Here is a 21,219-nt window from a genome sequence, read left to right on the forward strand (position 1 = left end):
GGGCGCTCGTGACGCCGGGACGGGTCGCTGTGGGGCCTGGGTCGAGGATCAGACCGGGGTGACGCCGTGCCGACGGCGAGAGAAGTGCCGATCTTTCGTACGGGCGGCCGCGAAGCGACGGACCAACTCGGTCCGCAGGTCGTGCGGTTCCACGATGGCGTCCACCACCAGCTCGCTGGCCAGCCGGACGACGTCGATGTCCTGCTCGTACTCGGCCCGCTTGGCGGCCACGAAGGCGGCTCGTTCGTCGGCGTCCGGGATAGCGGCGATCTTGTTGGCGTAGACCGCGTTCACGGCCGCCTCGGCTCCCATGACCGCGATCTTCGCGCTGGGTAGCGCGATGGTGGCGTCCGGCTCGAACCCGGGGCCGGCCATCGCGTAGAGGCCGGCGCCGTACGCCTTGCGGACCACCACGCAGATCTTCGGCACCGTCGCCTCGGAGATCGCGGTGATCATCTTGGCGCCGTGCCGGATGATGCCCTGCTTCTCCACCGCGCTGCCGACCATGAAGCCGGGTACGTCGCTGAGGAACAGCAGCGGCACGTTGAACGCGTCGCAGAGCTGCACGAACCGGGTCGCCTTGTCGGCCGAGTCGACGAAGAGCACGCCGCCCTTGAACATCGAGTTGTTGCCCAGCACGCCGACGACCTGGCCGTCGAGGCGGCCGAAGCCGATGGTCAACTCCTTGGCCCAGAGTGCCTGGATCTCGAAGAACGAACCCTCGTCGAGCAGGCCCTTGACGTACCGCCGCAGGTCGAACGCCTGCCGTTCGCTGGCCGGCACCAGCGCGGCCAGGTCGACCTTCGCGGGCGCGGCGACCGCCGGCGCGGTTGGCGGCGCCTGCGTCCAGTTCGCCGGCAGGTACGACAGGTAGGTCTTGACCACGTCCAGCGCGTCGGCCTCGGTCTTGCAGAGGAAGTGCCCCACGCCGGACTCGGTGGTGTGCACCTTGGCCCCGCCCATCGCCTCCAGGGTGGTCTTCTCGCCGGTGACCATCTCGACCATGCGGTCGGAGCCGAGGTACATGCTGGCGTTGCCGTCGACCATGGCGACAACGTCGCAGAACGCCGGAATGTACGCCCCTCCGGCGGCGCTCGGGCCGAACAGCGCGCACACCTGCGGGATCGAGCCGGAGGCGCGGACCTGGTTCCAGAAGATCTTGCCGGCACCGCGGCGGCCGGGGAAGAGGTCGACCTGGTCGGTGATCCGCGCGCCGGCCGAGTCGACCAGGTAGACCATCGGCACGCCGGCGCCGTACGCGCGCTCGATGATGCGGATGATCTTCTCGACGGTGCGGGCACCCCAACTGCCGGCCTTGACGGTGGAGTCGTTGGCCATCAGGCAGACCTGCCGCCCGTCGATGGTGGCGGTGCCGGTGACCACGCCGTCGGCGGGCAGCCCGTCGGCGAGCGCGTTGGCGTAGAGGCCGTCCTCGACGAATGAACCCTCGTCGACCAGGAGCGCGACCCGTTCGCGGGCGAAGAGCTTGCCCTTGGCCGTGTTGGCCGCGTGGTACTTGTCCGCGCCGCCGGACCGGGCCCGCTTGCGCAGTTGCTCCAGTGCCTCACCGTCGAGCGTCACGCCGACTCCCTCGCCATACTGACCTGAACGATCGTTAGGCTAGCGCATCGACGTGACCGACCGCGACCCATGAGCGAATCAGACGGCGAAGCTCAGAGCAAGACATTGAAAAACATGAATACTTGTCGCTAGGCTCCTGGCACCCCCTCCTCCCGGATTGGAGTCAGCGATGACCTCACGACTCAGTCGGCTCGCGGTCGCCCTGGTGGCGACCGCAGGTGCCACCCTCGGCGTCACGGTCGCCAACCCCGCGCCCGCGTCCGCCGCCATGACCATCTGCTACAACACCAGCCAGGCGGGCAGCTACGCCGGCACCGCCAGCCAGGCCGCCTCGATCTGGAACAACGCCACCGTCAACCTGACGCTCTCCGCCAACTGCGGCTCCAACCTGCGGATCTACCAGATCACCGGCGGGGGCTCGTACGCCGTGCGGACCAGCCTCGGCAACGGCCGGGTCTACATCGACACCCAGCAGGCGGCGCAGTACAGCCCGCTGCGGATCATGACCCACGAGATCGGGCACATCCTCGGCCTGCCGGACAACTACAACGGCAACTGCTCGCTGCTGATGTCCGGCGGTAGCGCCGGCACCAGCTGCACCAACCCGTATCCGAGCACCGCCGAGGCGAACCGGGTGAGCAACCTCTTCGCCGGCACGTTCAGCGCCACCGACCGGAACGCGGACATCTTCCGGGACAGCTGGCCGGCCGCGCTCGCTCCGGTGAGCTGACCGACCAGGTACGTCGGAGGGGCCGGCACGCTGCCGGCCCCTCCCCGCGTCTGCGAGCGGTCAGCGCGGCATCGGCGTCAGCCGGGTCCGTGGGCCAGCGCGCAGGACGCCGGACGGCAGCTTCTTACCGAGCAACTCCTCGGCCAGTTCCGCCACCTCGATGAGCGCCGCCAGGTCGACGCCGGTGTCGATGCCCATGTCGTGCAGCATGTGCACGGCCTCCTCGGTGGCCAGGTTGCCGCTCGCCCCCGGCGCGTACGGGCAACCGCCCAGACCACCGACGCTGGCGTCGAACTCGGTGACCCCCAGCTCGAGCGCGGTCAACAGGTTGGCCAGCGCCGTACCCCGGGTGTTGTGGAAGTGCAGCAGCACCGGCACGTGCGCGTTGCTGTCGCGTACCGCGGTCAGCAGCTCGCGGACCCGGCGCGGCGTGCCCATTCCGGTGGTGTCGCCGAACGCGACCCGGTCCGCGCCGTCACGGACCACCCGGTCCACGATGCCGGCCACCCGCCGTGGGTCGATGTCGCCCTCGTAGGGGCAGCCGAAGCTGGTCGCCACGATCACCTCGACCCGCGCGGAGGCGCCGTGCAGCAGGTCGATCAGCTCGGCGATGTCGTCCAGCGACTCGTCGGTGGACCGGTTGACGTTGCGCCGGTTGTGCGTGTCGCTGGCCGAGACCACCACCTCGATCTCGGTGAAGCCGGCCGCCAGAGCACGCTGGGCGCCCCGGGTGTTCGGCACCAGCGCCGAGTAGCGCACCCCGTCGGCCTTGACCGCTCGCTGCCACACCTCGTCGGCGTCGGCCATCTGCGGAATCGCCCTCGGGTGGACGAACGACACCGCCTCGATCCGGCGTACGCCGGTGCCGGAGAGCGCGTCGAGCAGCCGCACCTTGGCGTCGGTCGGGATCGGGTCCTCGTTTTGCAACCCGTCCCGCGGCCCAACCTCACGAATGGAAACGAAATCCGGCAGTTCCGCCATCAGGGTGGTCACCTCACTGTGACGTCGCGTCATTGTTGTGTCAGCACTGCTCCGGGCAACGGTAGCGGCACAGCCACCAGCCGGCCGCCGCCGAGTGTGGGACGGGCATCGTGTCGGCCGACGCCCCCCTACTGGCCCTTCCGGCCAGCCCCCGGCCACCCTTCGGCGGATCAAACGGGTCGAAAGGGTCCGTTCACCCTCGGGGCCATGGAACCAGGGACACCAGGGTGGCTACGTTGATGCCGGTGTGACGACGGGGCCGGCCATCGGCTGGACCCCATCGTCAGCACGCCTCCGGTGGTCAGCGCTGCGACGGTCCTTCCAAGAGCTCTGCAGCGCAGCGGAGTGCGGTCGAGAGGGCGCCGACGCATGCGGCGGCGTCCTCCCGACCCACGACCAGGGCCATCACGACGGCACCATCGGTGCCGAGGGACGCCTTTCGGAGAACCCGGACCACAAGCCTGGCCTCGTTCGGCCGGCGCGCACCATTGCCGATCATCTCTCATCCTCCCGGTAATCGGTCCGCAATAGCGATGGGATTACCGTCGATGGAAGTTCCACGACTTGTTCCCACGAGCAACAATCAATCCGTATGAGCGTGGGTGTTTTCCCATCCGCTACGACAACGACCCCGCGCGACGGACGAGACGATCTTGTGACCGGGTTGCCACGGGACCACCCGGCCAACAGAGCAGACGCGGGCAGTGCAGCCACGACCCAGCCAAAAACGTTCTGGCGTAAGGGTTGGACAACCGTTAGTTGATGGTCCTACCCGGCCAGCCACCCGGCCAGAATCTGACTGGTGACACAGCCTCAATACACGGATGCTTGATCAGAGGCGGTAGAAATACTGTCCGACGTCATGCGCGCTCTTGGAAGGACCGGCATGACCACCAAATTGAAAGGAACGACATGACCACCGAAGACGGTGTGCCGCTCCCGCAAGAGGAGCGCACCCGAAGACACCGACTGGTCCCGCGATCGGTGCTCGAAGCGAAATACCAGCAGCGCTATGACAACCCCGCCGTATCGACGTACGCGCTGGCGGTCCGCGACGTCGTGGAGAACTGTCCCGAGATCGGGCCGATCGACACCTGGCAGAAACTGGCCGACCAGATCTGCCTACCCCGACCCGATCGCGACCGGTCCCTGTGGCGCAAGAAGCTGTCACGACACTTCACCGCCGAGAGCAAGGGCCCACCCTGGCAGACGGTGGTGCTCGTGGTGGAGCACGCGCTGCCACCGGAGGCTCGGCGGCAGCAACTGGCCCACTTCGCCGAGCTGTACGCCCTGGCCCGAGGTGAGAAGCCGCCGACCGGAACCCGCGACGAACGAGCCGAGGGGGCGACCGGGGCGCTCAGTGGCCCCGATCTCGAACGGGAGCTGCGGCAGAAGAACACGGATCTGGAGCGGAAGCTGCTTGCCTGCATGGTGGAGATCAGCAAGTTGCGGGCCGACCAGGCCGGTCAGTCGCTCGGCGGCGACCTGGCACCGGACGCGCTTCCTCGACAACGCGAACCGTTGAGCGGCCCGCCGGCTGGGACTCCCAACACCAGACACTTCCCGACGAGCCAAGCCAGAGCCGGCGGTTCAACCCATGGCCACTACCGGGCACAGCGGCTGGACACCGGCTCCATCGGACTACCCGGCCAGCCGCCCTACCTGACTGACGAGCCCTGGCACAGCCGCAACAACCTGCGCAACCACCTCTGAACCGCGCCGTCCCGCAGAGGTCGAGTTGATCAAGAGGTTTGCGTCATCCGTCGCCAAAAGCCTGACGCAAACCTCTTGATCACCACGGCGACCAGACGGTCAGCGCATGCGGGAGACGATGGCGGTGTCGTAGGCGCCGGAGACGAACTCCTCGTTGTCGAGCAGCTCGGTGAAGAAGGGGAGGTTGTTCTTCGGGCCGGCGATCTGGAAGGTGGCCACCGCGGTCTTCGCGCGTTCCAGCACCTCGTCCCGGGTGGCGCCGGTGACGATCAGCTTGGCCAGCAGGCTGTCGTAGAACGGAGTGACGGTGTTGCCCTCGGTGTAGCCGGAGTCCACCCGGACCCCCGTACCCGTCGGCTCCACCCAGGTCCTGATCACACCGGGACCGGGCAGGAAACGCTTCGGGTCCTCGGCGTTGATCCGCATCTCGATGGCATGGCCACGCGAGGTCAGCGCGTCCGGGTCGAACGTCGGGGCCAACCCGGACGCCACCCGCAACTGCTCCTCGACCAGGTCAATGCCGTAGACGTACTCGGTCACCGGGTGCTCCACCTGTAGCCGCGTGTTCATCTCCAGGAAGAAGAACTCATCGGTGGCCGGATCGAGCAGACACTCCACAGTGCCGGCGTTGCGATAACCGACCGCCTCACCCGCGCGCACCGCCGCCGCCAGGAGGCGGGACCGCAGCTCCGGCGAGACCGCCGGGGACGGGGACTCCTCGACCAGCTTCTGGTTGCGCCGCTGCACCGAGCACTCCCGCTCACCGAGCGCCACCACCCGGCCGTCGGCCAGGCCGAGGATCTGCACCTCGACGTGCCGCACCCGGGGGAAGAACCGCTCGATCAACACCGAGCCGTCACCGAACATCCGCTCGGCGAACGCGCGCACCTTGTCGTACTCGGTGCGCAGCGCGGCCTCGTCGACGGCCACGCCCATGCCCATGCCGCCGCCACCGGCCGCGGCCTTGACCATCACCGGGTAGCCGATCTCGGCGGCGGCCGTCACCGCCGCGTCCAGGTCGGCGGCCGGGTCGGTGGTGCCGGGCGCGACCGGAACACCGGCCGCCGCCATCAGGTTCCGCGCGTTGATCTTGTCGCCCATCGCGGTGATCGCGTCCGCGCCGGGTCCGACCCAGATCAGGCCGCTGGACTCGACGGTACGGGCGAACTCGGCGTTCTCCGACAGGAAGCCGTACCCGGGGTGGATGGCCTGCGCACCTGTCGACTTCGCGGCGGCGAGGATCGCCTCGGTGTTGCGGTAGCTCAGCGCCGGGGCCGGCGGGCCGATCAGGACCGCCTCGTCGGCCTCGGCCACGAACGGCAAATCGGCGTCGGCCTCCGAGTACACAGCGATCGCGCGGATGCCGAGCCGCCTGGCGGTACGGATGATCCGGCGGGCGATCTCGCCCCGATTGGCGACCAACAGTGACTCGATCATGTTTCCTCCCGGCGTCCGGATGTTGGGACGATGTCAGGGAATCATGACCGGCCTGGTTCTGACGAGTCGGCTCAGGCGAGCAGCGCGGCCAGGGCCGCCCCGCGCAGCAGCTCGGCACGACGCCGCCGGTCCACCTCACCACCGAGGAACGGGGTCGAGTTCATCAGGCCGAACGCGGCGTGCGCGAGCACCCGCGCCTCGCCGTCGGGCATGCCCGGGTGCAGCGCCGTGAGCACTGTCACCCACTCCTCGACGTAGAGCCGTTGCAGGCGGCGGATGCGCCGCCGCGGCTCCTCCGGCAGGCGGTCCAACTCGTGCAGGTGCAACGCGATCACCGCCGGGTTGGCCAGCGCGAACTCGACGTGAAAGTCGATGAGCGACTCCAGCACCTCGCGCGGACCGTCCGGGTGCCCGGCCGCGCGTTCCCGCCCGCCGGCCAGCAAACCCTCACTCACCGGAATGAGCGCGGCAGCCAGCATCGCCTCCTTGCCGGCGAAGTGGTGGTAGAGCGCCGGACCGGTGACCCCAGCGGCCGCGCCGATGTCATCCATCGACACACCGTGGTAGCCACGGGCGGCGAACAGACCAACCGCGATCTCCAGAATCTCGTCCTTGCGGGACCTGCGTCGGCCCGCACCCGCCGCACCCCGTGCCTGCTGCTCCACCGTCACCGGGCAAGCCTAGACCGCGAACTGCCTGCGGTGGAGGACAGCGGCTTGACCCTCGACCCGGTTGAACCCGCACGGTCACCGGATGACCTCCCCTCCTCTCGGCCGAAACTTCCGGCTGCTCTGGTCCGCCGCCGTCTCGTCGAGGCTCGGGGACGCGCTGCGTACGCCGGCACTGGCCCTGCTGGCCGCGGCGGTGACCCGCGACCCCCGGATCATCGCGGCGGTCACCGTGGCCGGTCAGCTACCGCCACTGCTCTTCGGCCTGCTCGGCGGCGTGTACGCGGACCGCTGGGACCGACGTCGGACGATGGCTCTGGTCGACGGCGTACGCGCCACCGTGGTGGCGGCGCTGGCCGTGGCGGTCGCCCTCGACCGGGTCGGCGTCGTGGTGCTGCTGCTGGCCGCGTTCCTCCTCGCCGCGTTGGGCACGCTCTTCGACTCCGCGTCGTTCGCCCTGCTTCCGGCACTGGTGCCGCCGGACGCGCTGCCCCGGGCAAACGGTCGGCTGCAGGCGGGGTCAGCGGTGGCCGGCGGCTTCCTCGGCGCGCCCGCCGCCGGTGTGCTCTTCGCCGTCGCCCCGGCCCTGCCGTTCGCCCTCGACGCTGTCACCTTCGCCACCGCCGCCCTGCTCGTGCTGGCCCTGGCACCGGTTCCGGTCGTGAGCGCCAACGCACGACGCGGGTCGGTGTGGAGCGAGATCGCCGAGGGGGTGCGCTGGTTACGCGGCCACCGGGCACTGTGGCGGGTCACAGTGCTCGCCGCCGCCTGCAACCTGGCGATCAGCGGGATCATGGCGGTGCTTGTGCTCTACGCGCTGGACGTGCTGCGGGTGCCGCCCGCCGGGTACGGGCTGTTCGCCGCGGCCGCCATCGTCGGCGGTGTGGCGGGGGCGCTCGGGGCGGGTCGGCTCGCCGCCCGGTTCGGTACGCTGCCGGCGCTGCGCGTCGTGCTCGCCGCGCAGACCGTGGCGCTGACCGGGTTCGCGCTGGCCCGCGATCCGGTGCCGGGTGGCCTCGCGTTGGCCGTCTTCGCCGCCGGGACCGTGGTGTGGAACAGCCTGTGTGCGTCGTACGGGCAGCGGCACGTGCCGGCCGGGCTGCTCGGCCGGGTCGGTGCGGCCCAGCGGATGGTCGGTCTGCTCACCGCACCGGTCGGGGCGGTGCTCGCCGGCCTGGCCGCCGCGGCGTACGGCACGGTGCCGGTGGCGGGCGCGGCAGCCGGCACGTTCGCGCTGGTCACACTGGCCGCGTGGCGGACACTGCGGCCTGCTGCGCCCGGCGTGCTGAGCCCCAGCGGGGCAGCCTAGCCCGGCGCCGGCGTCCGGTGGGACAGCCCGGACAGGCGTAGCGCGACCTTCCGGCGGGCCGGCGGCAGTGCACCGAGCAGCCGGATCAGCACGTCCCGGGCGGGTCGGCGGGCCGGGGAGACGGTCGCCAGTCGGGTCAGCACGGCGGCGAAACTCAGCACGTCCTCGGCCATCGGCCGCTGCCGGGCGCTGTAGTCGTCGAGCAGCGATTCCGGGCCTCCGTCGAGCACGTCGGCCACGGCGGTGCCGAGGGCGACCGCGTCGCAGATGCCGAGGTTCATGCCCTGACCGCCGGCCGGGCTGTGTACGTGTCCGGCGTCCCCGGCCAGCAGCACGGGCCCGGCTCGGAAGGTGTCGGCGATTCGGTGCTGCACCCGGAACCGGGAACCCCAGAGCACCTCGGTCACCCGGTCGGGTCGTCGCGCCGGGCCGCGCTCGTCGAGCAGCGTCTGGAGGTACACCACCTCCGGATCCGTCGGAGCCGTCGCCACCCCGGCCACCAGCCGGACCACTCCGTCCGGCAGTGGCGCCCAGATCAGCGGGCCGGACCGGGCGAGGAAGAGCGCCACCTCGTCGCCGGGCAGGGCGCTGTCCACCCGCACGTCGGCGAGCACGAAGGATTCCTCGTCGCGGGGGCCGGTGAAGCCGATGCCGGCTGCCTGCCGGACGGTGCTGTGCAGGCCGTCGGCACCGACCACGTACCGGGCGCGCAGCGCCGCCCCGTCGGTCTGCGCTAGCACCCCGTCGCCGGCCGGGCTCAGGCCGGTCAGCCGGGACGGCCGTCGTACCCGGACGCCGAGGGCCTCCAGCTGTGCGGTGAGGACCGCCTCGGTGACCGACTGCGAGACCAGCAGCGCGTAGGGGAAGCGGGACGGCAACTCGTGGAACGGCACCGTCAGCAACACCCGGTCCCGGTCGCGGACGGTGAAGCGCGGCGACCGCATCCCCTGGGCGATCATCGGCGCCGCGGCGCCGATCCGGTCCAGCACCTCCAGGGTGTACGCGTGCACGACCGCCGCACGGGAGGTCGTCGGCGGCTCGGTCAGTTGGTCCAGCACTGTCACCTCGATCCCGCGTCGGGCCAGCGTCAGCGCGGTGGCGAGACCGGTGGGGCCAGCGCCCACCACCAGCACGTCGGTGCTCACGGGCAGCATGGCCACCTCCCGGGCAATCGTTGCCAACAGGCGTTGGCAAACACTTGTTGGCAACGCTAGGACGCTGCTGATTGTGTGTCAACAGTTGTTGGCATACGGTCGTCGACATGGCAGCGCCCACCCAACCGACCCACCCCCGACGCTCCGACGCCACCCGGGCGGCGATCCTGCGAGCGGCCCGGGAACGCTTCGCGGCGGACGGATACGAGCGCGCCACGATCCGGGCCATCGCCGCCGACGCCCAGATCGACCCGTCGATGGTCATGCGCTACTACGGCAGCAAGGAGGGGCTCTTCGCGGCGGCCGCCGAGTTCGACCTCCGCCTGCCCGATCTGGCCCGGGTGCCGCCCGCTCACCTCGGCGAGGTGCTGATCCGGCACTTCCTCGCCCGGTGGGAGGGCGACGAGACACTCGTGGCGCTGCTCCGGGCCGCCAGCACCAACCCGGGCGCCGCCGAGCGGATGCGCGGCATCTTCGTCAATCAGCTCGCCGCAGCCGTGGCCACGTTCGGCACCGACCCGACGACGACCGCCCGCCGTGCCGGTCTGGTGGCCAGCCAGATCCTCGGCCTGGCCTTCACCCGATACATCGTCCGCCTGCCACCCATTGTGGAGACGCCAGCCGAGGAGTTGGTTGCCTGGATCGCACCGACTCTGCAGCGCTACCTGACCGGGGTGCCGGAAGACTGACCCAACCTTTTACCCCTCCCCGCGCGTCTGGCAGGTGACGCGCACGCGACGGCCCGGGAGGGGGCGGATGGCACCGACGGAACGCGACGGCCGTGACGGCTACCTCGCCTTCGTGGAAAGCCACCAACACCGGCTGCTCCGGGCGGCCTATCTGATCTGCGGCAACCAGCACCAGGCCGAGGATCTCCTCCAGGACGCCCTGCTCAAGCTGGCGTTGCGCTGGGCGTCGGTCCGTGACGGCGACCCCTCCGCATACGTGCGGACCATCCTCTACCGGGATGCGGTGTCGTGGTGGCGTCGCCGACGACGGGAATGGTTGAGCGCCGCGCCACCGGACCGGGTGACCCACGACCGGGACGGCGCGCTGCGGCTGACGCTGCACGACGCACTGAGCCTGCTGCCGCCCCGGCAGCGGGCCGTCCTGGTGTTGCGCTACTACGAGGATCTGACCGAGGTCGCCACCGCCGAGGCCCTCGGGGTGACCGTCGGCACAGTGAAGAGCCAGTGTCATGCGGCGCTGCGCCGCCTCCGCGAGGTCGCCCCGGACCTCGCCCGGGACGCCCAGCCACGGCAGGGCTCGGCCGATCTGGCCACCGGCTTGGAGGTGAACCCGTGAACGAGCAGGACCTGCGCCGGCTGCTGACCGTCAGCGTCGAGGACATCCTGCCCAGCCAGCCGGCAGCGGCCGGCTGGGACCGGGCTCGGCGCAGGCGGCGTACCCGACGGGCCGTCGGCGTGGTCGCCCTGGCCGTGGCACTGGTCGGCGGTGGCACGGTGGCGGCCCTGCGACCGCCCGACCCACCGCCGAATCACTCGGTGGCGCCGACCCCGACCGTCGTCCCCACGCACAACGATCCCGTGCAGCACGCCCCCGCCGAGCTGACCTTCCCGCCCGATCCGCTCGCCCGGCTCGGCGGCCCGGCGACAGTGCCGCTGTCCGAGCGACCGGTCCAGCGCGCGCTGGCGCTGTTCCAGCCGACGGACGAGGAAAATCGCGCGGACGGCCCGGTTCGGGTGCTCGGCAACGACGGCGTGGTACGCAGTCTCGACGTGGTGACGCTGGCACCCACCCGGGACGTGAGCGGCAACGAGGCGTCCGCCGTGAAGCCGGGCGTGCTGTCGCCGGACGGCCGGTCGGCGGCGTTCGCGCAGACCAGGGAACTGGTCATTGTCGACCTCACCACCGCAGAGGTACGCCGGATTCCCCTCGACGGCTATCTGGAGCTGGTGATCTGGGCGCACGACCGAGTGCTGGTCGGGGGCGAGGACCGGACGTACGCGGTGGACCGGGTCACCGGGGTGGCGAGCAGGATCGACGTGTCGGCCTGGGTCCTGGCCGCACCCGATCCGGAGGGCAGTCGCGAGGCGGCGCTGATCGAGCTGATCGGCGACCGGGAAGACCTGACACTGCGCAGCCGGACCGCGCGCGAGGCGACGATCCAGTCCGAACAGCGGATCACCGGCGACCGACTGCCCTCGCCGTACCAGATCAACGAGTTCTACGGCCGGGGCTGGTTGCACGGCGAGCGGCTGGCCAGCGCGGCGTGGATCACCAGCGGTGAGATCGACGGCGCCGAGGGGGCGGCCGTGCTGGATGCGCGGACCGGTGCCGTTTCCCACCTGCTCGACCTGGGCCGGCAGCGCGCCAAGGGCTGCTGCGAGGTGCTGGGCTGGGACAACAAGGGTGCGGTGCTGCTCCGGCTGGAACCGGCCGCCCTGGCCCGCTGGAACCCGGAGACCGGCGAGATCACCGGTATCGTCCGCGACCTGCGCGGCATGATCGCGCTCGCGGGGTGAGACCGTCCCCACGCGACAGCGCACGTCGCGCGGGGGCGGTCGCGCCGCTCAGGCGGTCAGGCCGCCGGGCTGGTCGCCCCTGACGACAGGTGCCCGGACCAGGTTGCCCCACTCGGTCCACGAGCCGTCGTAGTTGCGCACCTGCGGGTAGCCCAGCAGGTGCCGCAGCACGAACCAGGTGTGGCTGGACCGCTCGCCGATCCGGCAGTACGCGATCACGTCGTCGTCGGGGCTCAGCCCGAGCTGGTCGGCGTAGATCGCCTTCAGCTCGTCGGCGGACTTGAACGTGCCGTCCTCGTTGGCGGCGGACTTCCACGGCTTGCTGACCGCGCCCGGGATGTGCCCGCCCCGCAGCGCACCCTCCTGCGGGTAGTCCGGCATGTGCAGCGTCTCGCCGGTGTACTCACCCGGCGACCGGACGTCGACAAGTGGCCGGCCGGCGGCGATGTGCGCCATGACCTGCTCACGGTAGGCCCGCAGCGGCGCGTCGTCGCGCAGCGGCACCGGGTAGTCGGCGCGGGGACGAGCCGGCTTGTCGCGGGTCACCTCGCGCCCCTCGGCGATCCACTTCTGCCGGCCGCCGTCGAGCAGCCGCACGTCGGCGTGGCCGAAGAGCGAGAACACCCAGAGGGCGTACGCGGCCCACCAGTTGAAGTTGTCGCCGTAGAAGACGACAGTGTCGCCCCGGCCGATGCCCTTCGCGGCGCACAACTCGGCGAAGCGCTCGGCATCCAGATAGTCGCGGGTCACCTGGTCGTTCAACTCCAGGTGCCAGTCGACCTTGACAGCACCGGGAATGTGACCCGATTCGTAGAGCAGCACGTCCTCGTCGGACTCGACAACCACGAGGCCCTCGTCGCCCAGGTGCTCGGCCAGCCACTCGGTGGTGACCAGCCGTTGCGGATCCGCGTACGACTGAAGGCGGGGATCAGGATCGTTCGGCACAGACATGATCCCCAAACTACGCCGCAATCCGGGCCGGTGGACGGCCATCGGGGTGCGACGGAGCGCACGCGAGGCGTCCTCAGGCGCGGCGGTGGGCGATCCGGCCCGCGACCACTGTCACCAGGCAGACACCGTCGGCAGCATGAACCGCCAGGTCGGCGCGCTCACCCGCACGTAGCGTGGCCGGCACGGCAGCGGGCAGCACGAGCAGATCACCCCGGTCGACGGCGACCCGCACCGCCGGGTCGGCCAGGTGCTCCACCAATACCGCCGTCACTCCGTTCCGCAGCAGCGCGTGCACCCGCTCGCGCGGGGTGGGTGCCGCCGGCAACGGACCGTCGTGCAGCAGGCCCGGCCCCAGCGTGCCGGGCCAACTGCGGACCCGAACACCCGCGTACGCCGCACTCAACTCGGTCAGCGGACCGACGGCCTCGATGCGGTCACCGCTCACCACCACGGCGTGCTCGGGCTGCGACGCGCCATCGGCGGTGCGCCGCAGCAGCGGTGCGGTGTGCAGCGTGCGCACGTTCAGTCGACGATCGGCCCGAGCAACGGGCGCTTCGCCGTCACCCTGTCACCGGACGACCGGCCGGTCAGCCGCCGCTTCAGCCACGGCGCGAGGTGCCGACCGGCCCACCGCACGTCGGCGGTACGGGCAGCCAACCACGGCGACGGCGCCGGGTGCGGCGGAACCATCAGCCACTCCTCGTCGCAACCGACGCCGAGCCCGTTCAACACCTGCCCCGCGACCCGCCGGTGACCGGCCGCGGAGAGATGCAACCGGTCGGTGCTCCACAGCATCGGGTTGAGGAAGGTGTCGTCGGCGTACAGGTCGACCATGATGGCGCCGTGTCGCTCGGCGGTCTCGCCGACGGCCTGGTTGAGCAACTGCACGCGGGGGGCGACGAGGCGCTGGCCGGGCAGCCGGGCCATCACGTCGGCGAACCGGAAGAGCAGCACGTCCGCACCGCCCGAACGCAGTTGCCGGACCACCTCGTCGAAGCGGGACACCAGCGCGTCCGGGTCGAAGGTGCGGCGCAGCACGTCGTTGCCGCCGGCCGCGAAGCTGATCAGATCCGGCTTCATCGCCACCGCCGACGGCACCTGCTCGGCTACCACGCTGGGGAAGAGCCGACCCCGGATGGCCAGGTTCGCGTACCGGAAGTCGGGCCCCGCCTCGGCGGCGAGCCGGGTCGCCACCAGGTCGGCCCAGCCCCGGTAGGTGCCGTCCGGGTACGCGTCGTCCATGCCCTCGGTGAAACTGTCCCCGACCGCGACAAAACTGCGCCAGCCCACCCGCGCCCCCTCACACCACTCGTTGCCTGCGGCGATCAGTCTGTCACCGGGGGCACGGCGAGCAGTGCCCCGATCGGGCGACGTGGCGGAGGTCATGGGCCGCCGCGCAACCCCGTCGCCCACGGCCGGCGCGGGGGAGCTGACCGAATCGGGTTGCGGCCGGGTCGCCAGAAGTACCGGCCACCCGTGAGCGGCCGGTCCCTCGTCGTACCTGTGGAAGTCCGCAGGTTGGCTCAACCCAGCAGGCCGCCCCAGGGCTGGCCGGCGGGAACCGCCGCGTCGGACAGCACCCGGCCGTCAGCGCCGTAGCGGACCAACCGGTACGCCGGCGCGTCGTCCGCTGGCGTCGCGGTGTTGACCTGGACCACCAGGCCGCCGTCAGCCAGCGCGACCGCGTCGGTGGCCTGGCCGTGGCCGGTCGGCTCGCTCCAGGCCCGATCGAGCGGCGTCAGCTCGGTGGCCGTCCCACTGGCGGCGTCCACCCGGTAGGTGCGGAACACCCAGCCACAGCCGCATCCACCGGCGTTGGGCACGTGGGTGCTGATCACCAGGGACCGGCCGTTGCGGAAGATGCCGGCAATCCCGTCGATGACGAGGCCGGAGGGGACGCGCGGGCTGACCGCGCGACGGGTACCCCGCTCGTCGCGGATGTGCACCGCCCGATCGGTGAACTGGGCAATCCACCCACCGGACGCCGTCGGACAGCTCGCCTGCCGGGTGGCGAGAACCTTCCGGCCGGTGCCATCGGCATTGATGGCAACGACGGTCCAGTTCTTCTCCTGGCCCAGGCCGAACAGCACCCGCTCGGAGTCGAGCCAGCTCGGGGCGCAGGTCTGCTGGCCCTGTGTCGGGATGGCGCGCTGCTTCGTGCCGTCGAAGTCGCTGATCACCAACCGCTCGGCGGACGCCTCGACCCACGCGGCCCGCCGGCCGTCCGGCGCGACGGCAATCGGCCCGGTAGCCGTTTCATTGCCGGGGCGACCCTCGCGCACCAGCTCCCAACTTCCATCCGGGGTACGCCGCCAGACCCGAGCCGGATCGTTCTGCGCCTCGCCGTACTCCTGGGCGGTGTACCAGGTCAGCCGCGGCCACAGGGACGAGCTGACGGCCGGGCGGGCCGGCGCGGCGGCGGGGGCGGCCGAGGCCGCAGCGACCGGAACTTCACCTGACCCGGCGCCGCCCCCGCCGGCGAACGAGGTGTCGCCTGTCGCTGGAACGATGCTGCCGGCTTCGGCGGGAGCGGACGCGCTGTCCGAGCCGGCGGGACCGCAGGCTGTGGCAGCAAGCGCCAGGAACAGCAGGGCAGCCGTACCGACGAGGACGCGGGAACGACGGGCCGGGGCGGCGAGATGTACGGACTGGGTGAACGGGCCGAGGTTCATGGTGGCGCTCCTTGCTGGAGTTCGTTACCGAGCGGGACACCACCCAAGACGAGCGCCTGGTCGCTGTGAGTTGCCGCCGCCGGACGCCGCTATCCGACAGTCGGATCCGGCCGCACCGGCAACCATTTCCGTAGATCACCGACGATGATCAACGCCGTCCCGGCGATCGGCGCGGAGACACAGACGGGCGGGTCACCCATGTGTGGCCCGCCCGTCGCCTTGCTGGTCGTCAGGCCACGACGGCCAGGATCTGCATGTCCTTCAGAGCCGCCGGCTCGGCGGTCTCGGAGATCTTCCGGCCATCCTTGTCGACGAGCAGCACGGCGTACCCGTTGCCGGCCTGCACCCGCACGACCATCGACCCGTCGGCCTGGAAGTAGACCTGCCGCAGCGTGCGTCCACCCAACGGCAACGTGACCTGCGTGCCGACGCGTGTCTCCAGCACCGCGCTCACCTGGAGGAATCTGGCTACGTCCCGCCCGTCCTCGCTGCCCGGGTGGTAGCGGTACAGGGCGACGCGGTCGCCGTCCGGGGAGAGGCTGGCGAAGTGGCTGCTCCACCAGGTGCCGCTCGGGTCCAACCCCGGCACGTCACGCTTCTGGTTGCCATCGGTGTCGAACAACGTCACACCGGCGTCGGTGTTCATCGCGATGGTCCCGCCGTCGGCCGACCAGACGGCATGGCAGGCCGATGGCTCGGTGGCCCACCAGCGAACGGACTTCGTAGCCGAATGAGTGTCCAGTACGCCGAACCGTCCGGGTTCACCCGTCGCCTTCGCCTCGCGGAACAGCAGGTGCCCGTCCGGCGACCAGACCGGGGTGACGCAGTACCTCTCCACTCCAGAACGCATCGTCTGTTTGTCGCTGCCATCGGCGTTGGCCGTGAAGATGGTGCTCCTGCCGTCGCCACCGTCTTCGATCCAGGCCACCCGGCGGCCATCCGGCGAGACACTCACGTTGCCCACAGCCGCGAGTTCGGGCAGCGCCAGCAGTCGTACCGGGTCGCCCCCAGGACGCCAGGACCGCAGGTTGTTGGTCTTCGCGTCGGTAACCTTGGCGGGACCGTAGAAGAGCTTGCCGATCCCCACACTCGGCGTGTTCGTGCCGGATTCGCCAGCAGAGGATCCTGGCGCGTCGCTGGCGCTTGTGGATGGCGTCGGGCTGGGCGTCGGCGTCGCCGTGACCGACGGGGTGTCGGCGGGTAGGGGGGACGGGGACCGGTCCGGGCGGATGGCGAGGGCGGTGCCGGTCGCCGCCGCGATCAGCACCAGCGCGGCGGCGGACGTGGCCACCGCCCGCTGGATGCCGAGCCGACGGGACGTCCGCAGGGTCCGTTCCCGTAGGTCGACCACCGTGACCTCGTCGGCCAGCTCGGTCAGATCGAGCCGGAGGCGCTGGTCGTTCATCGGACGTTTCCTTCCAGGACGTACAGCTCGGCGAGTTCGGGCGCGACCACCCGCAATTTGGCCAGCGACTTCGCCGTCTGGCTCTTCACGGTGCCGACGGTGACGCCGAGCAGGTCCGCGGTCTCCACCTCGGTGCGGTCCTCGAAGAACCGCAGCACCAGCACGGCCCGTTGTTTCGGCGAGAGCTTCGCCAGCGCGGCCCGGAGAGTGAGCCGCAGGCTGGTCTGTTGGGCGTGGTCGGGGGCCGAGCCGCCTCCGCGTGGCTCGGGCAGATCGCCCGGCATCGACTCGGGTATCCGGCGCCGCCGCCACCAGGACACCTGTAGGTGGTACATGGTCTTACGGGTGTACGCCTCGGCGTTGCCGCTGTGGTGCAGTCGGTTCCAGGACCGGTGTGTTCGGGCCAGGGCCGACTGGACGAGGTCCTCGGCCAGGTGTTGGTCACCGGTGAGTAGGTAGGCGGAGCGCAGCAACGCCGGAGTGCGGGTACGGACGAACGAGTCGAACTCACTCAGTAGAGGGTCCACACGGGCCGATCCTTGGGTAGTGAGAAGGGGGTGAGGTGCTGCCTTCCCAGACGCGAGTCGGCGCGGCAAGGGTTGCCGCCAGCGAGCATCGTCCGGCCCGCCCGTTCGAATCGATCACGTCACCGGAGTCGCGCAGCAGGTCCGAATTGGTTCGCTCGTCCGATCGATGCGGCCCTACGCTGCACCCATGCTGCTGCGCATGTCGACCCTGCTGCTCCGGACCCTGCGCGAGGACCCGGCCGACGCGGAGGTGCCGAGCCACCGGCTTCTCCTGCGCGCCGGTTACATCCGCCGCGCCGCGCCGGGCGGCTACACCTGGCTGCCGCTGGGCAAACTGGTGCTGGATCGGATCACCGACGTGGTGCGCGGCGAGTTGTTCGCGATCGGCGACCAGGAGGTGCACTTCCCGGCGCTGCTGCCGGCCGACCCCTACCGGACGAGCGGCCGGTGGACGGAGTACGGCGACGACATCTTCACCCTCGCCGACCGGCGCGGTGCCGAGTACCTGTTGGCGCCCACCCACGAGGAGATGGCGGCGCTGCTGGTCAAGGACCTGTTCAGCTCGTACCGGGACTTCCCGGTGACGCTGTTCCAGGTGCAGACGAAGTTCCGCGACGAGGCGCGGCCCCGGGCCGGGCTGCTGCGCGGCCGGGAGTTCCTGATGAAGGACGCGTACTCCTTCGACCTGGACGAGGCGGGGCTGCGGGACGCGTACGCCCGGCATCGCGCGGCGTACCAGCGGATCTTCGACCGGTTGGGCCTGGACTACACGGTGGTGCACGCGATGTCCGGCGCGATGGGTGGCTCCGCGTCGGAGGAGTTCCTGGCGGCGACACCGGTCGGCGAGGACACCTTCGTCGGCTGCACCGCCTGCGACTACGCGGCGAACACCGAGGCGGTGGTCACCCGGGCGCCGGCCGCCGTTGACCCGACCACGCAGCCGGCCGTCGAGGTGCACGACACCCCGGAGACCCCGACGATCGCCGGTCTGGTGGAGCTGGCGAACGCCCAGCGGTTGGGCGGTCGGGACGGCTGGACCGCCGCCGACACCCTGAAGAACGTGGTGCTGTCCGTTCGGCAGCCGGGTGCGGACCGGGCCGAGCCCCTGGTGATCGGGCTGCCCGGGGACCGGGAGGTCGACCTGAAGCGGGTCGCCGCCGCGCTGGCGCCGGCCCAGGTGGCCGTCTTCGACGAGTGGACCGAGCATCCGGAGCTAATCCGCGGGTACATCGGGCCGCAGGTGCTTGACAAGCTGGGCGTCCGCTATCTGGTCGATCCCCGGGTGGCGCCCGGCTCCGCGTGGCTGACCGGTGCGAACGAGCCGGGACGGCACGCGACCGACGTCGTCCACGGGCGGGACTTCACGCCCGACGGGACGATCGAGGCGGCCGAGGTGCGCGCCGGTGACAGCTGCCCCGACTGCGCCGACGGCGAGCTGACGATCCGGCGGGGCATCGAGATCGGCCACATCTTCCAGCTCGGTCGCCGGTACACCGACGCGTTCGCTGTCGACGTGCTCGGGCCGGCCGGCAAGCCGATCCGGCCGACAATGGGCTGCTACGGCATCGGGGTGTCCCGGGCGGTCGCGGCGATCGCCGAACAGCACCACGACGACCGGGGGCTGGTCTGGCCGGCGGCGATCGCGCCGTGCGACGTACACCTGGTGGTGGCGGGCAAGGGGCCGCAACTCGACGCGGCGCTGGAGCTGGGCGGGCGCCTCGCCGCCGCCGGCCTGCGGGTGCTCGTCGACGACCGTACCCACGTCTCGGCCGGGGTCAAGTTCACCGACGCGGAGCTGATCGGCATCCCCCGGGCCGTCGTGGTCGGCCGCCGACTCGCCGAGGGGTACGTCGAGCTGCGTGAGCGGGCTGGCGACGGGCGCACCGAGCTACCGCTTGACGGTCTGGTGGACCGACTCGTCCACGAGGTACGCCAGGAACGTGGAAACCTGGTGTAGCTGCCGCGTCACCGGGTAGTGCAGTCGGATCGGGTGTAAACGTCTTCGGAGGCTCTCATGACCGGTTACCGGGTCAGTGACGTGATGACCAAGCAGGTGGTGTACCTGCCGGCGGAGACCACCCTGGACGAGGCGGCCAGGGTGATGAAGGAGGCGGACATCGGCGACGTGGTGGTCACCGACGGCGCCAGCCTCGCCGGCATGCTCACCGACCGGGACATCGTGGTGCGGGCCGTGGCGGAGAACAGCTCCCCCGCGGCCACCACCATCGGCTCGATCGTCACCCGTGAGGTGGTCATGATCGAGCAGCACTGCACGGCGGGCGAGGCGGCGGCGCTCATGCGGGAACGGGGCATCCGCCGGGTGCTGGTCTGTGACACCGATCGCAAGCTGGTCGGGATCGTCTCGCTCGGCGACCTGGCCATGCAGCTCGACCCCACCAGCGCCCTCAGCGAGATCAGCGAGCAGTCGCCGACGGTGTGACGAACGGGCCGGGCCGGGCGCGGTATGCGCCGCCGGCCGGTCGACAGGTGTCCGGCGGTAGCCTCGACGCATGGCTGACATGCCGGCCCGACTGGCCGAGATCGTCGACGAGTTCGCTGCCGCGCCGCGTGACCTGGTGCTGGAGATGCTCCTGGAGTATGCGGACGTCATCCCGGTGCTGCCGGAGGGCACCGTCGATCGCGAGGGCATGGAACAGGTGCCGGAGTGTCAGACGTCGTTCTTCCTGCGCGCCAAGGTGACCCCGGAGGGCACCGTGACGACGATCTTCGACTGCCCGCCGGAGGCGCCGACCACCCGGGCGTTCGCCGGGATCCTCGCCGAAGGGCTGGCCTCGGCGAGCCCGGAGGAGGTGCTGGCCGTGCCGGACGACCTCTACCAGCGGATGGGCCTGGCGCAGGCGATCACCCCGCTGCGGATCCGCGGCGGCACGGCGATCCTGGGCCGGCTCAAGCGTCAGGTCCGGGAACAACTCGGCTGACCGCGAGGTTGGCACCGATCATGGAGATCGAGATCTACGCGGACGTCATCTGCCCGTGGTGCTACATCGGCAAGCGCCGCCTGGATGAGGCTCTCGCCAGCTACCCGGGCGAGGTGACGGTCCGCTACCGGCCGTTCCAGCTCGACCCGTCGCCGGTCGCCGAGCCGCTCCCCCTGGTGGAGGCGCTGGCCGGCAAGTTCGGCGGCCCGGAGCGCGCCCGGCAGATGGTTGCCCACGTGACCCAGGTCGCGGCGGCTGACGGGCTTCGACTGGACTACGACCGCGCGGTGATCGCCAACACCTTCGACGCGCACCGGCTGGTCTCCTACGCCACCGACCACGGTCGGGCGGCCGAGCTGGTGGAGGCGCTCTACCAGGCGCACTTCGTGCAGGGTGTCGACGTGGGCTCCCGGGAGGCGCTGGCCGCCCTGGCCGGCACGATCGGTCTGGACGCGGCCGACGCACGCCGCTTCCTCGACTCCGACGAGCGGGTCGCCGACGTCGAGGCCCAACTGGCTACCGCCCGGGAGCTCGGCATCACCGGCGTGCCGATGTTCGTCCTGGCCGGGAAGTACGCCGTCTCCGGCGCACAGGAGGTGCAGACCCTGCTCGCGGCGCTCGCCGAGGTCGAGCAGCGCGAGGCCGCTGCACACTGAGCCACCGGGG

General features: G+C 71.0%; 21 protein-coding genes. 10 read left to right on the forward strand and 11 right to left on the reverse strand.

From position 1 onward, the window contains the following. Positions 1 to 48 precede the first annotated feature (48 nt). Positions 49 to 1,581, reverse strand: coding sequence for an acyl-CoA carboxylase subunit beta (locus ABZU25_RS07630; protein WP_355028519.1), 1,533 nt, complete (start codon positions 1,579 to 1,581; stop codon positions 49 to 51). 169 nt (positions 1,582 to 1,750) lie between these two features. Between ABZU25_RS07630 and ABZU25_RS07635 the strand changes: the two genes are divergently transcribed. Next, on the forward strand, positions 1,751 to 2,311 hold the full coding sequence (locus ABZU25_RS07635; protein ID WP_355028520.1) for a snapalysin family zinc-dependent metalloprotease: 561 nt from the start codon (positions 1,751 to 1,753) through the stop codon (positions 2,309 to 2,311). Between the two features lie 60 nt (positions 2,312 to 2,371). Here ABZU25_RS07635 and ABZU25_RS07640 read toward each other — a convergent pair whose 3' ends face one another. After that, positions 2,372 to 3,292 (reverse strand): hydroxymethylglutaryl-CoA lyase, encoded by a 921-nt coding sequence (locus tag ABZU25_RS07640; RefSeq protein WP_355028618.1) that lies wholly within the window; start codon positions 3,290 to 3,292, stop codon positions 2,372 to 2,374. Positions 3,293 to 4,204: 912 nt separating this feature from the next. Here ABZU25_RS07640 and ABZU25_RS07645 point away from each other — a divergent pair. Then, positions 4,205 to 5,005 carry a hypothetical protein gene (locus ABZU25_RS07645; RefSeq protein ID WP_355028521.1) on the forward strand — a complete coding sequence of 267 codons (801 nt, stop codon included), beginning with the start codon at positions 4,205 to 4,207 and terminating at the stop codon, positions 5,003 to 5,005. Positions 5,006 to 5,104: 99 nt separating this feature from the next. Here the strand turns inward: ABZU25_RS07645 and ABZU25_RS07650 are convergent, their stop codons facing one another. Together ABZU25_RS07650 and ABZU25_RS07655 are read right to left on the reverse strand one after the other, a co-directional pair. Next, positions 5,105 to 6,442 carry a biotin carboxylase N-terminal domain-containing protein gene (locus ABZU25_RS07650; RefSeq protein WP_355028522.1) on the reverse strand — a complete coding sequence of 446 codons (1,338 nt, stop codon included), beginning with the start codon at positions 6,440 to 6,442 and terminating at the stop codon, positions 5,105 to 5,107. A 71-nt stretch (positions 6,443 to 6,513) separates the two neighbouring features. Beyond that, the gene (locus ABZU25_RS07655) at positions 6,514 to 7,113 is read right to left on the reverse strand and encodes a TetR/AcrR family transcriptional regulator (RefSeq protein ID WP_355028523.1); all 600 of its coding nucleotides are present in this window, start codon (positions 7,111 to 7,113) and stop codon (positions 6,514 to 6,516) included. 82 nt (positions 7,114 to 7,195) lie between these two features. Here ABZU25_RS07655 and ABZU25_RS07660 point away from each other — a divergent pair, with 82 nt between their 5' ends. Continuing rightward, positions 7,196 to 8,419 (forward strand): MFS transporter, encoded by a 1,224-nt coding sequence (locus tag ABZU25_RS07660; protein WP_355028524.1) that lies wholly within the window; start codon positions 7,196 to 7,198, stop codon positions 8,417 to 8,419. Here the strand turns inward: ABZU25_RS07660 and ABZU25_RS07665 are convergent. Continuing rightward, positions 8,416 to 9,573, reverse strand: a complete 1,158-nt coding sequence (locus ABZU25_RS07665; RefSeq protein ID WP_355028525.1) for an FAD-dependent oxidoreductase — start codon at positions 9,571 to 9,573, stop codon at positions 8,416 to 8,418. The two genes, ABZU25_RS07660 and ABZU25_RS07665, sit on opposite strands and share 4 nt — an antisense overlap. Positions 9,574 to 9,680: 107 nt before the next feature. Here ABZU25_RS07665 and ABZU25_RS07670 point away from each other — a divergent pair, with 107 nt between their 5' ends. From ABZU25_RS07670 to ABZU25_RS07680, 3 genes are all read left to right on the forward strand, one after another. Continuing rightward, positions 9,681 to 10,262, forward strand: a complete 582-nt coding sequence (locus ABZU25_RS07670; protein ID WP_355028526.1) for a TetR family transcriptional regulator — start codon at positions 9,681 to 9,683, stop codon at positions 10,260 to 10,262. Between the two features lie 67 nt (positions 10,263 to 10,329). Continuing rightward, the gene (locus tag ABZU25_RS07675) at positions 10,330 to 10,878 is read left to right on the forward strand and encodes a SigE family RNA polymerase sigma factor (RefSeq protein ID WP_355028527.1); all 549 of its coding nucleotides are present in this window, start codon (positions 10,330 to 10,332) and stop codon (positions 10,876 to 10,878) included. After that, complete coding sequence (locus ABZU25_RS07680) at positions 10,875 to 12,059, forward strand: hypothetical protein (RefSeq protein WP_355028528.1); 1,185 nt, start codon at positions 10,875 to 10,877, stop codon at positions 12,057 to 12,059. Before ABZU25_RS07675 ends, ABZU25_RS07680 begins: the two co-directional genes overlap by 4 nt. Before the next feature lie 48 nt (positions 12,060 to 12,107). Here ABZU25_RS07680 and ABZU25_RS07685 read toward each other — a convergent pair whose 3' ends face one another. From ABZU25_RS07685 to ABZU25_RS07710, 6 genes are all read right to left on the reverse strand, one after another. Then, positions 12,108 to 13,010 (reverse strand): sulfurtransferase, encoded by a 903-nt coding sequence (locus tag ABZU25_RS07685; protein ID WP_355028529.1) that lies wholly within the window; start codon positions 13,008 to 13,010, stop codon positions 12,108 to 12,110. A gap of 73 nt (positions 13,011 to 13,083) precedes the next feature. Further along, entirely contained in the window at positions 13,084 to 13,530 is a 447-nt protein-coding gene (locus tag ABZU25_RS07690) for a hypothetical protein (protein ID WP_355028530.1), read from the reverse strand. 2 nt (positions 13,531 to 13,532) lie between these two features. After that, entirely contained in the window at positions 13,533 to 14,300 is a 768-nt protein-coding gene (locus ABZU25_RS07695; protein WP_355028531.1) for an SGNH/GDSL hydrolase family protein, read from the reverse strand. Positions 14,301 to 14,533: 233 nt separating this feature from the next. Beyond that, entirely contained in the window at positions 14,534 to 15,682 is a 1,149-nt protein-coding gene (locus ABZU25_RS07700) for a hypothetical protein (RefSeq protein ID WP_355028532.1), read from the reverse strand. Positions 15,683 to 15,911: 229 nt separating this feature from the next. Beyond that, on the reverse strand, positions 15,912 to 17,087 hold the full coding sequence (locus ABZU25_RS07705; protein ID WP_355028533.1) for a hypothetical protein: 1,176 nt from the start codon (positions 17,085 to 17,087) through the stop codon (positions 15,912 to 15,914). Next, on the reverse strand, positions 17,084 to 17,614 hold the full coding sequence (locus ABZU25_RS07710; protein ID WP_355028534.1) for a SigE family RNA polymerase sigma factor: 531 nt from the start codon (positions 17,612 to 17,614) through the stop codon (positions 17,084 to 17,086). The genes ABZU25_RS07705 and ABZU25_RS07710 overlap by 4 nt, the downstream gene beginning before the upstream one ends. A 187-nt stretch (positions 17,615 to 17,801) precedes the next feature. On the opposite strand from ABZU25_RS07710, the gene ABZU25_RS07715 reads away from it, so the two are divergent. The 4 genes from ABZU25_RS07715 (at position 17,802) to ABZU25_RS07730 (ending at position 21,209) form a co-directional block, all read left to right on the forward strand. Next, on the forward strand, positions 17,802 to 19,571 hold the full coding sequence (locus tag ABZU25_RS07715) for a proline--tRNA ligase (protein ID WP_355028535.1): 1,770 nt from the start codon (positions 17,802 to 17,804) through the stop codon (positions 19,569 to 19,571). A 57-nt stretch (positions 19,572 to 19,628) separates the two neighbouring features. After that, complete coding sequence (locus tag ABZU25_RS07720; RefSeq protein ID WP_109817512.1) at positions 19,629 to 20,054, forward strand: CBS domain-containing protein; 426 nt, start codon at positions 19,629 to 19,631, stop codon at positions 20,052 to 20,054. Between the two features lie 70 nt (positions 20,055 to 20,124). Continuing rightward, entirely contained in the window at positions 20,125 to 20,553 is a 429-nt protein-coding gene (locus tag ABZU25_RS07725; RefSeq protein WP_355028536.1) for a SufE family protein, read from the forward strand. 20 nt (positions 20,554 to 20,573) lie between these two features. Beyond that, positions 20,574 to 21,209, forward strand: coding sequence for a DsbA family oxidoreductase (locus tag ABZU25_RS07730; protein WP_355028537.1), 636 nt, complete (start codon positions 20,574 to 20,576; stop codon positions 21,207 to 21,209). Positions 21,210 to 21,219 lie beyond the last annotated feature (10 nt).

Source organism: Micromonospora sp. NPDC005215 (assembly GCF_040607915.1).
Classification (GTDB): Bacteria; Actinomycetota; Actinomycetes; order Mycobacteriales; family Micromonosporaceae; genus Micromonospora.

Coding starts and splice junctions, on each gene's coding strand:
- ABZU25_RS07635 (WP_355028520.1), top strand. CDS start 1,751: ATGACCTCACGACTCAGTCGGCTCGCGGTCGCCCTGGTGGCGACCGCA.
- ABZU25_RS07640 (WP_355028618.1), bottom strand. CDS start 3,292: ATGGCGGAACTGCCGGATTTCGTTTCCATTCGTGAGGTTGGGCCGCGG.
- ABZU25_RS07645 (WP_355028521.1), top strand. CDS start 4,205: ATGACCACCGAAGACGGTGTGCCGCTCCCGCAAGAGGAGCGCACCCGA.
- ABZU25_RS07650 (WP_355028522.1), bottom strand. CDS start 6,442: ATGATCGAGTCACTGTTGGTCGCCAATCGGGGCGAGATCGCCCGCCGG.
- ABZU25_RS07660 (WP_355028524.1), top strand. CDS start 7,196: ATGACCTCCCCTCCTCTCGGCCGAAACTTCCGGCTGCTCTGGTCCGCC.
- ABZU25_RS07665 (WP_355028525.1), bottom strand. CDS start 9,573: ATGCTGCCCGTGAGCACCGACGTGCTGGTGGTGGGCGCTGGCCCCACC.
- ABZU25_RS07670 (WP_355028526.1), top strand. CDS start 9,681: ATGGCAGCGCCCACCCAACCGACCCACCCCCGACGCTCCGACGCCACC.
- ABZU25_RS07675 (WP_355028527.1), top strand. CDS start 10,330: ATGGCACCGACGGAACGCGACGGCCGTGACGGCTACCTCGCCTTCGTG.
- ABZU25_RS07685 (WP_355028529.1), bottom strand. CDS start 13,010: ATGTCTGTGCCGAACGATCCTGATCCCCGCCTTCAGTCGTACGCGGAT.
- ABZU25_RS07700 (WP_355028532.1), bottom strand. CDS start 15,682: ATGAACCTCGGCCCGTTCACCCAGTCCGTACATCTCGCCGCCCCGGCC.
- ABZU25_RS07705 (WP_355028533.1), bottom strand. CDS start 17,087: ATGAACGACCAGCGCCTCCGGCTCGATCTGACCGAGCTGGCCGACGAG.
- ABZU25_RS07715 (WP_355028535.1), top strand. CDS start 17,802: ATGCTGCTGCGCATGTCGACCCTGCTGCTCCGGACCCTGCGCGAGGAC.
- ABZU25_RS07720 (WP_109817512.1), top strand. CDS start 19,629: ATGACCGGTTACCGGGTCAGTGACGTGATGACCAAGCAGGTGGTGTAC.
- ABZU25_RS07725 (WP_355028536.1), top strand. CDS start 20,125: ATGGCTGACATGCCGGCCCGACTGGCCGAGATCGTCGACGAGTTCGCT.
- ABZU25_RS07730 (WP_355028537.1), top strand. CDS start 20,574: ATGGAGATCGAGATCTACGCGGACGTCATCTGCCCGTGGTGCTACATC.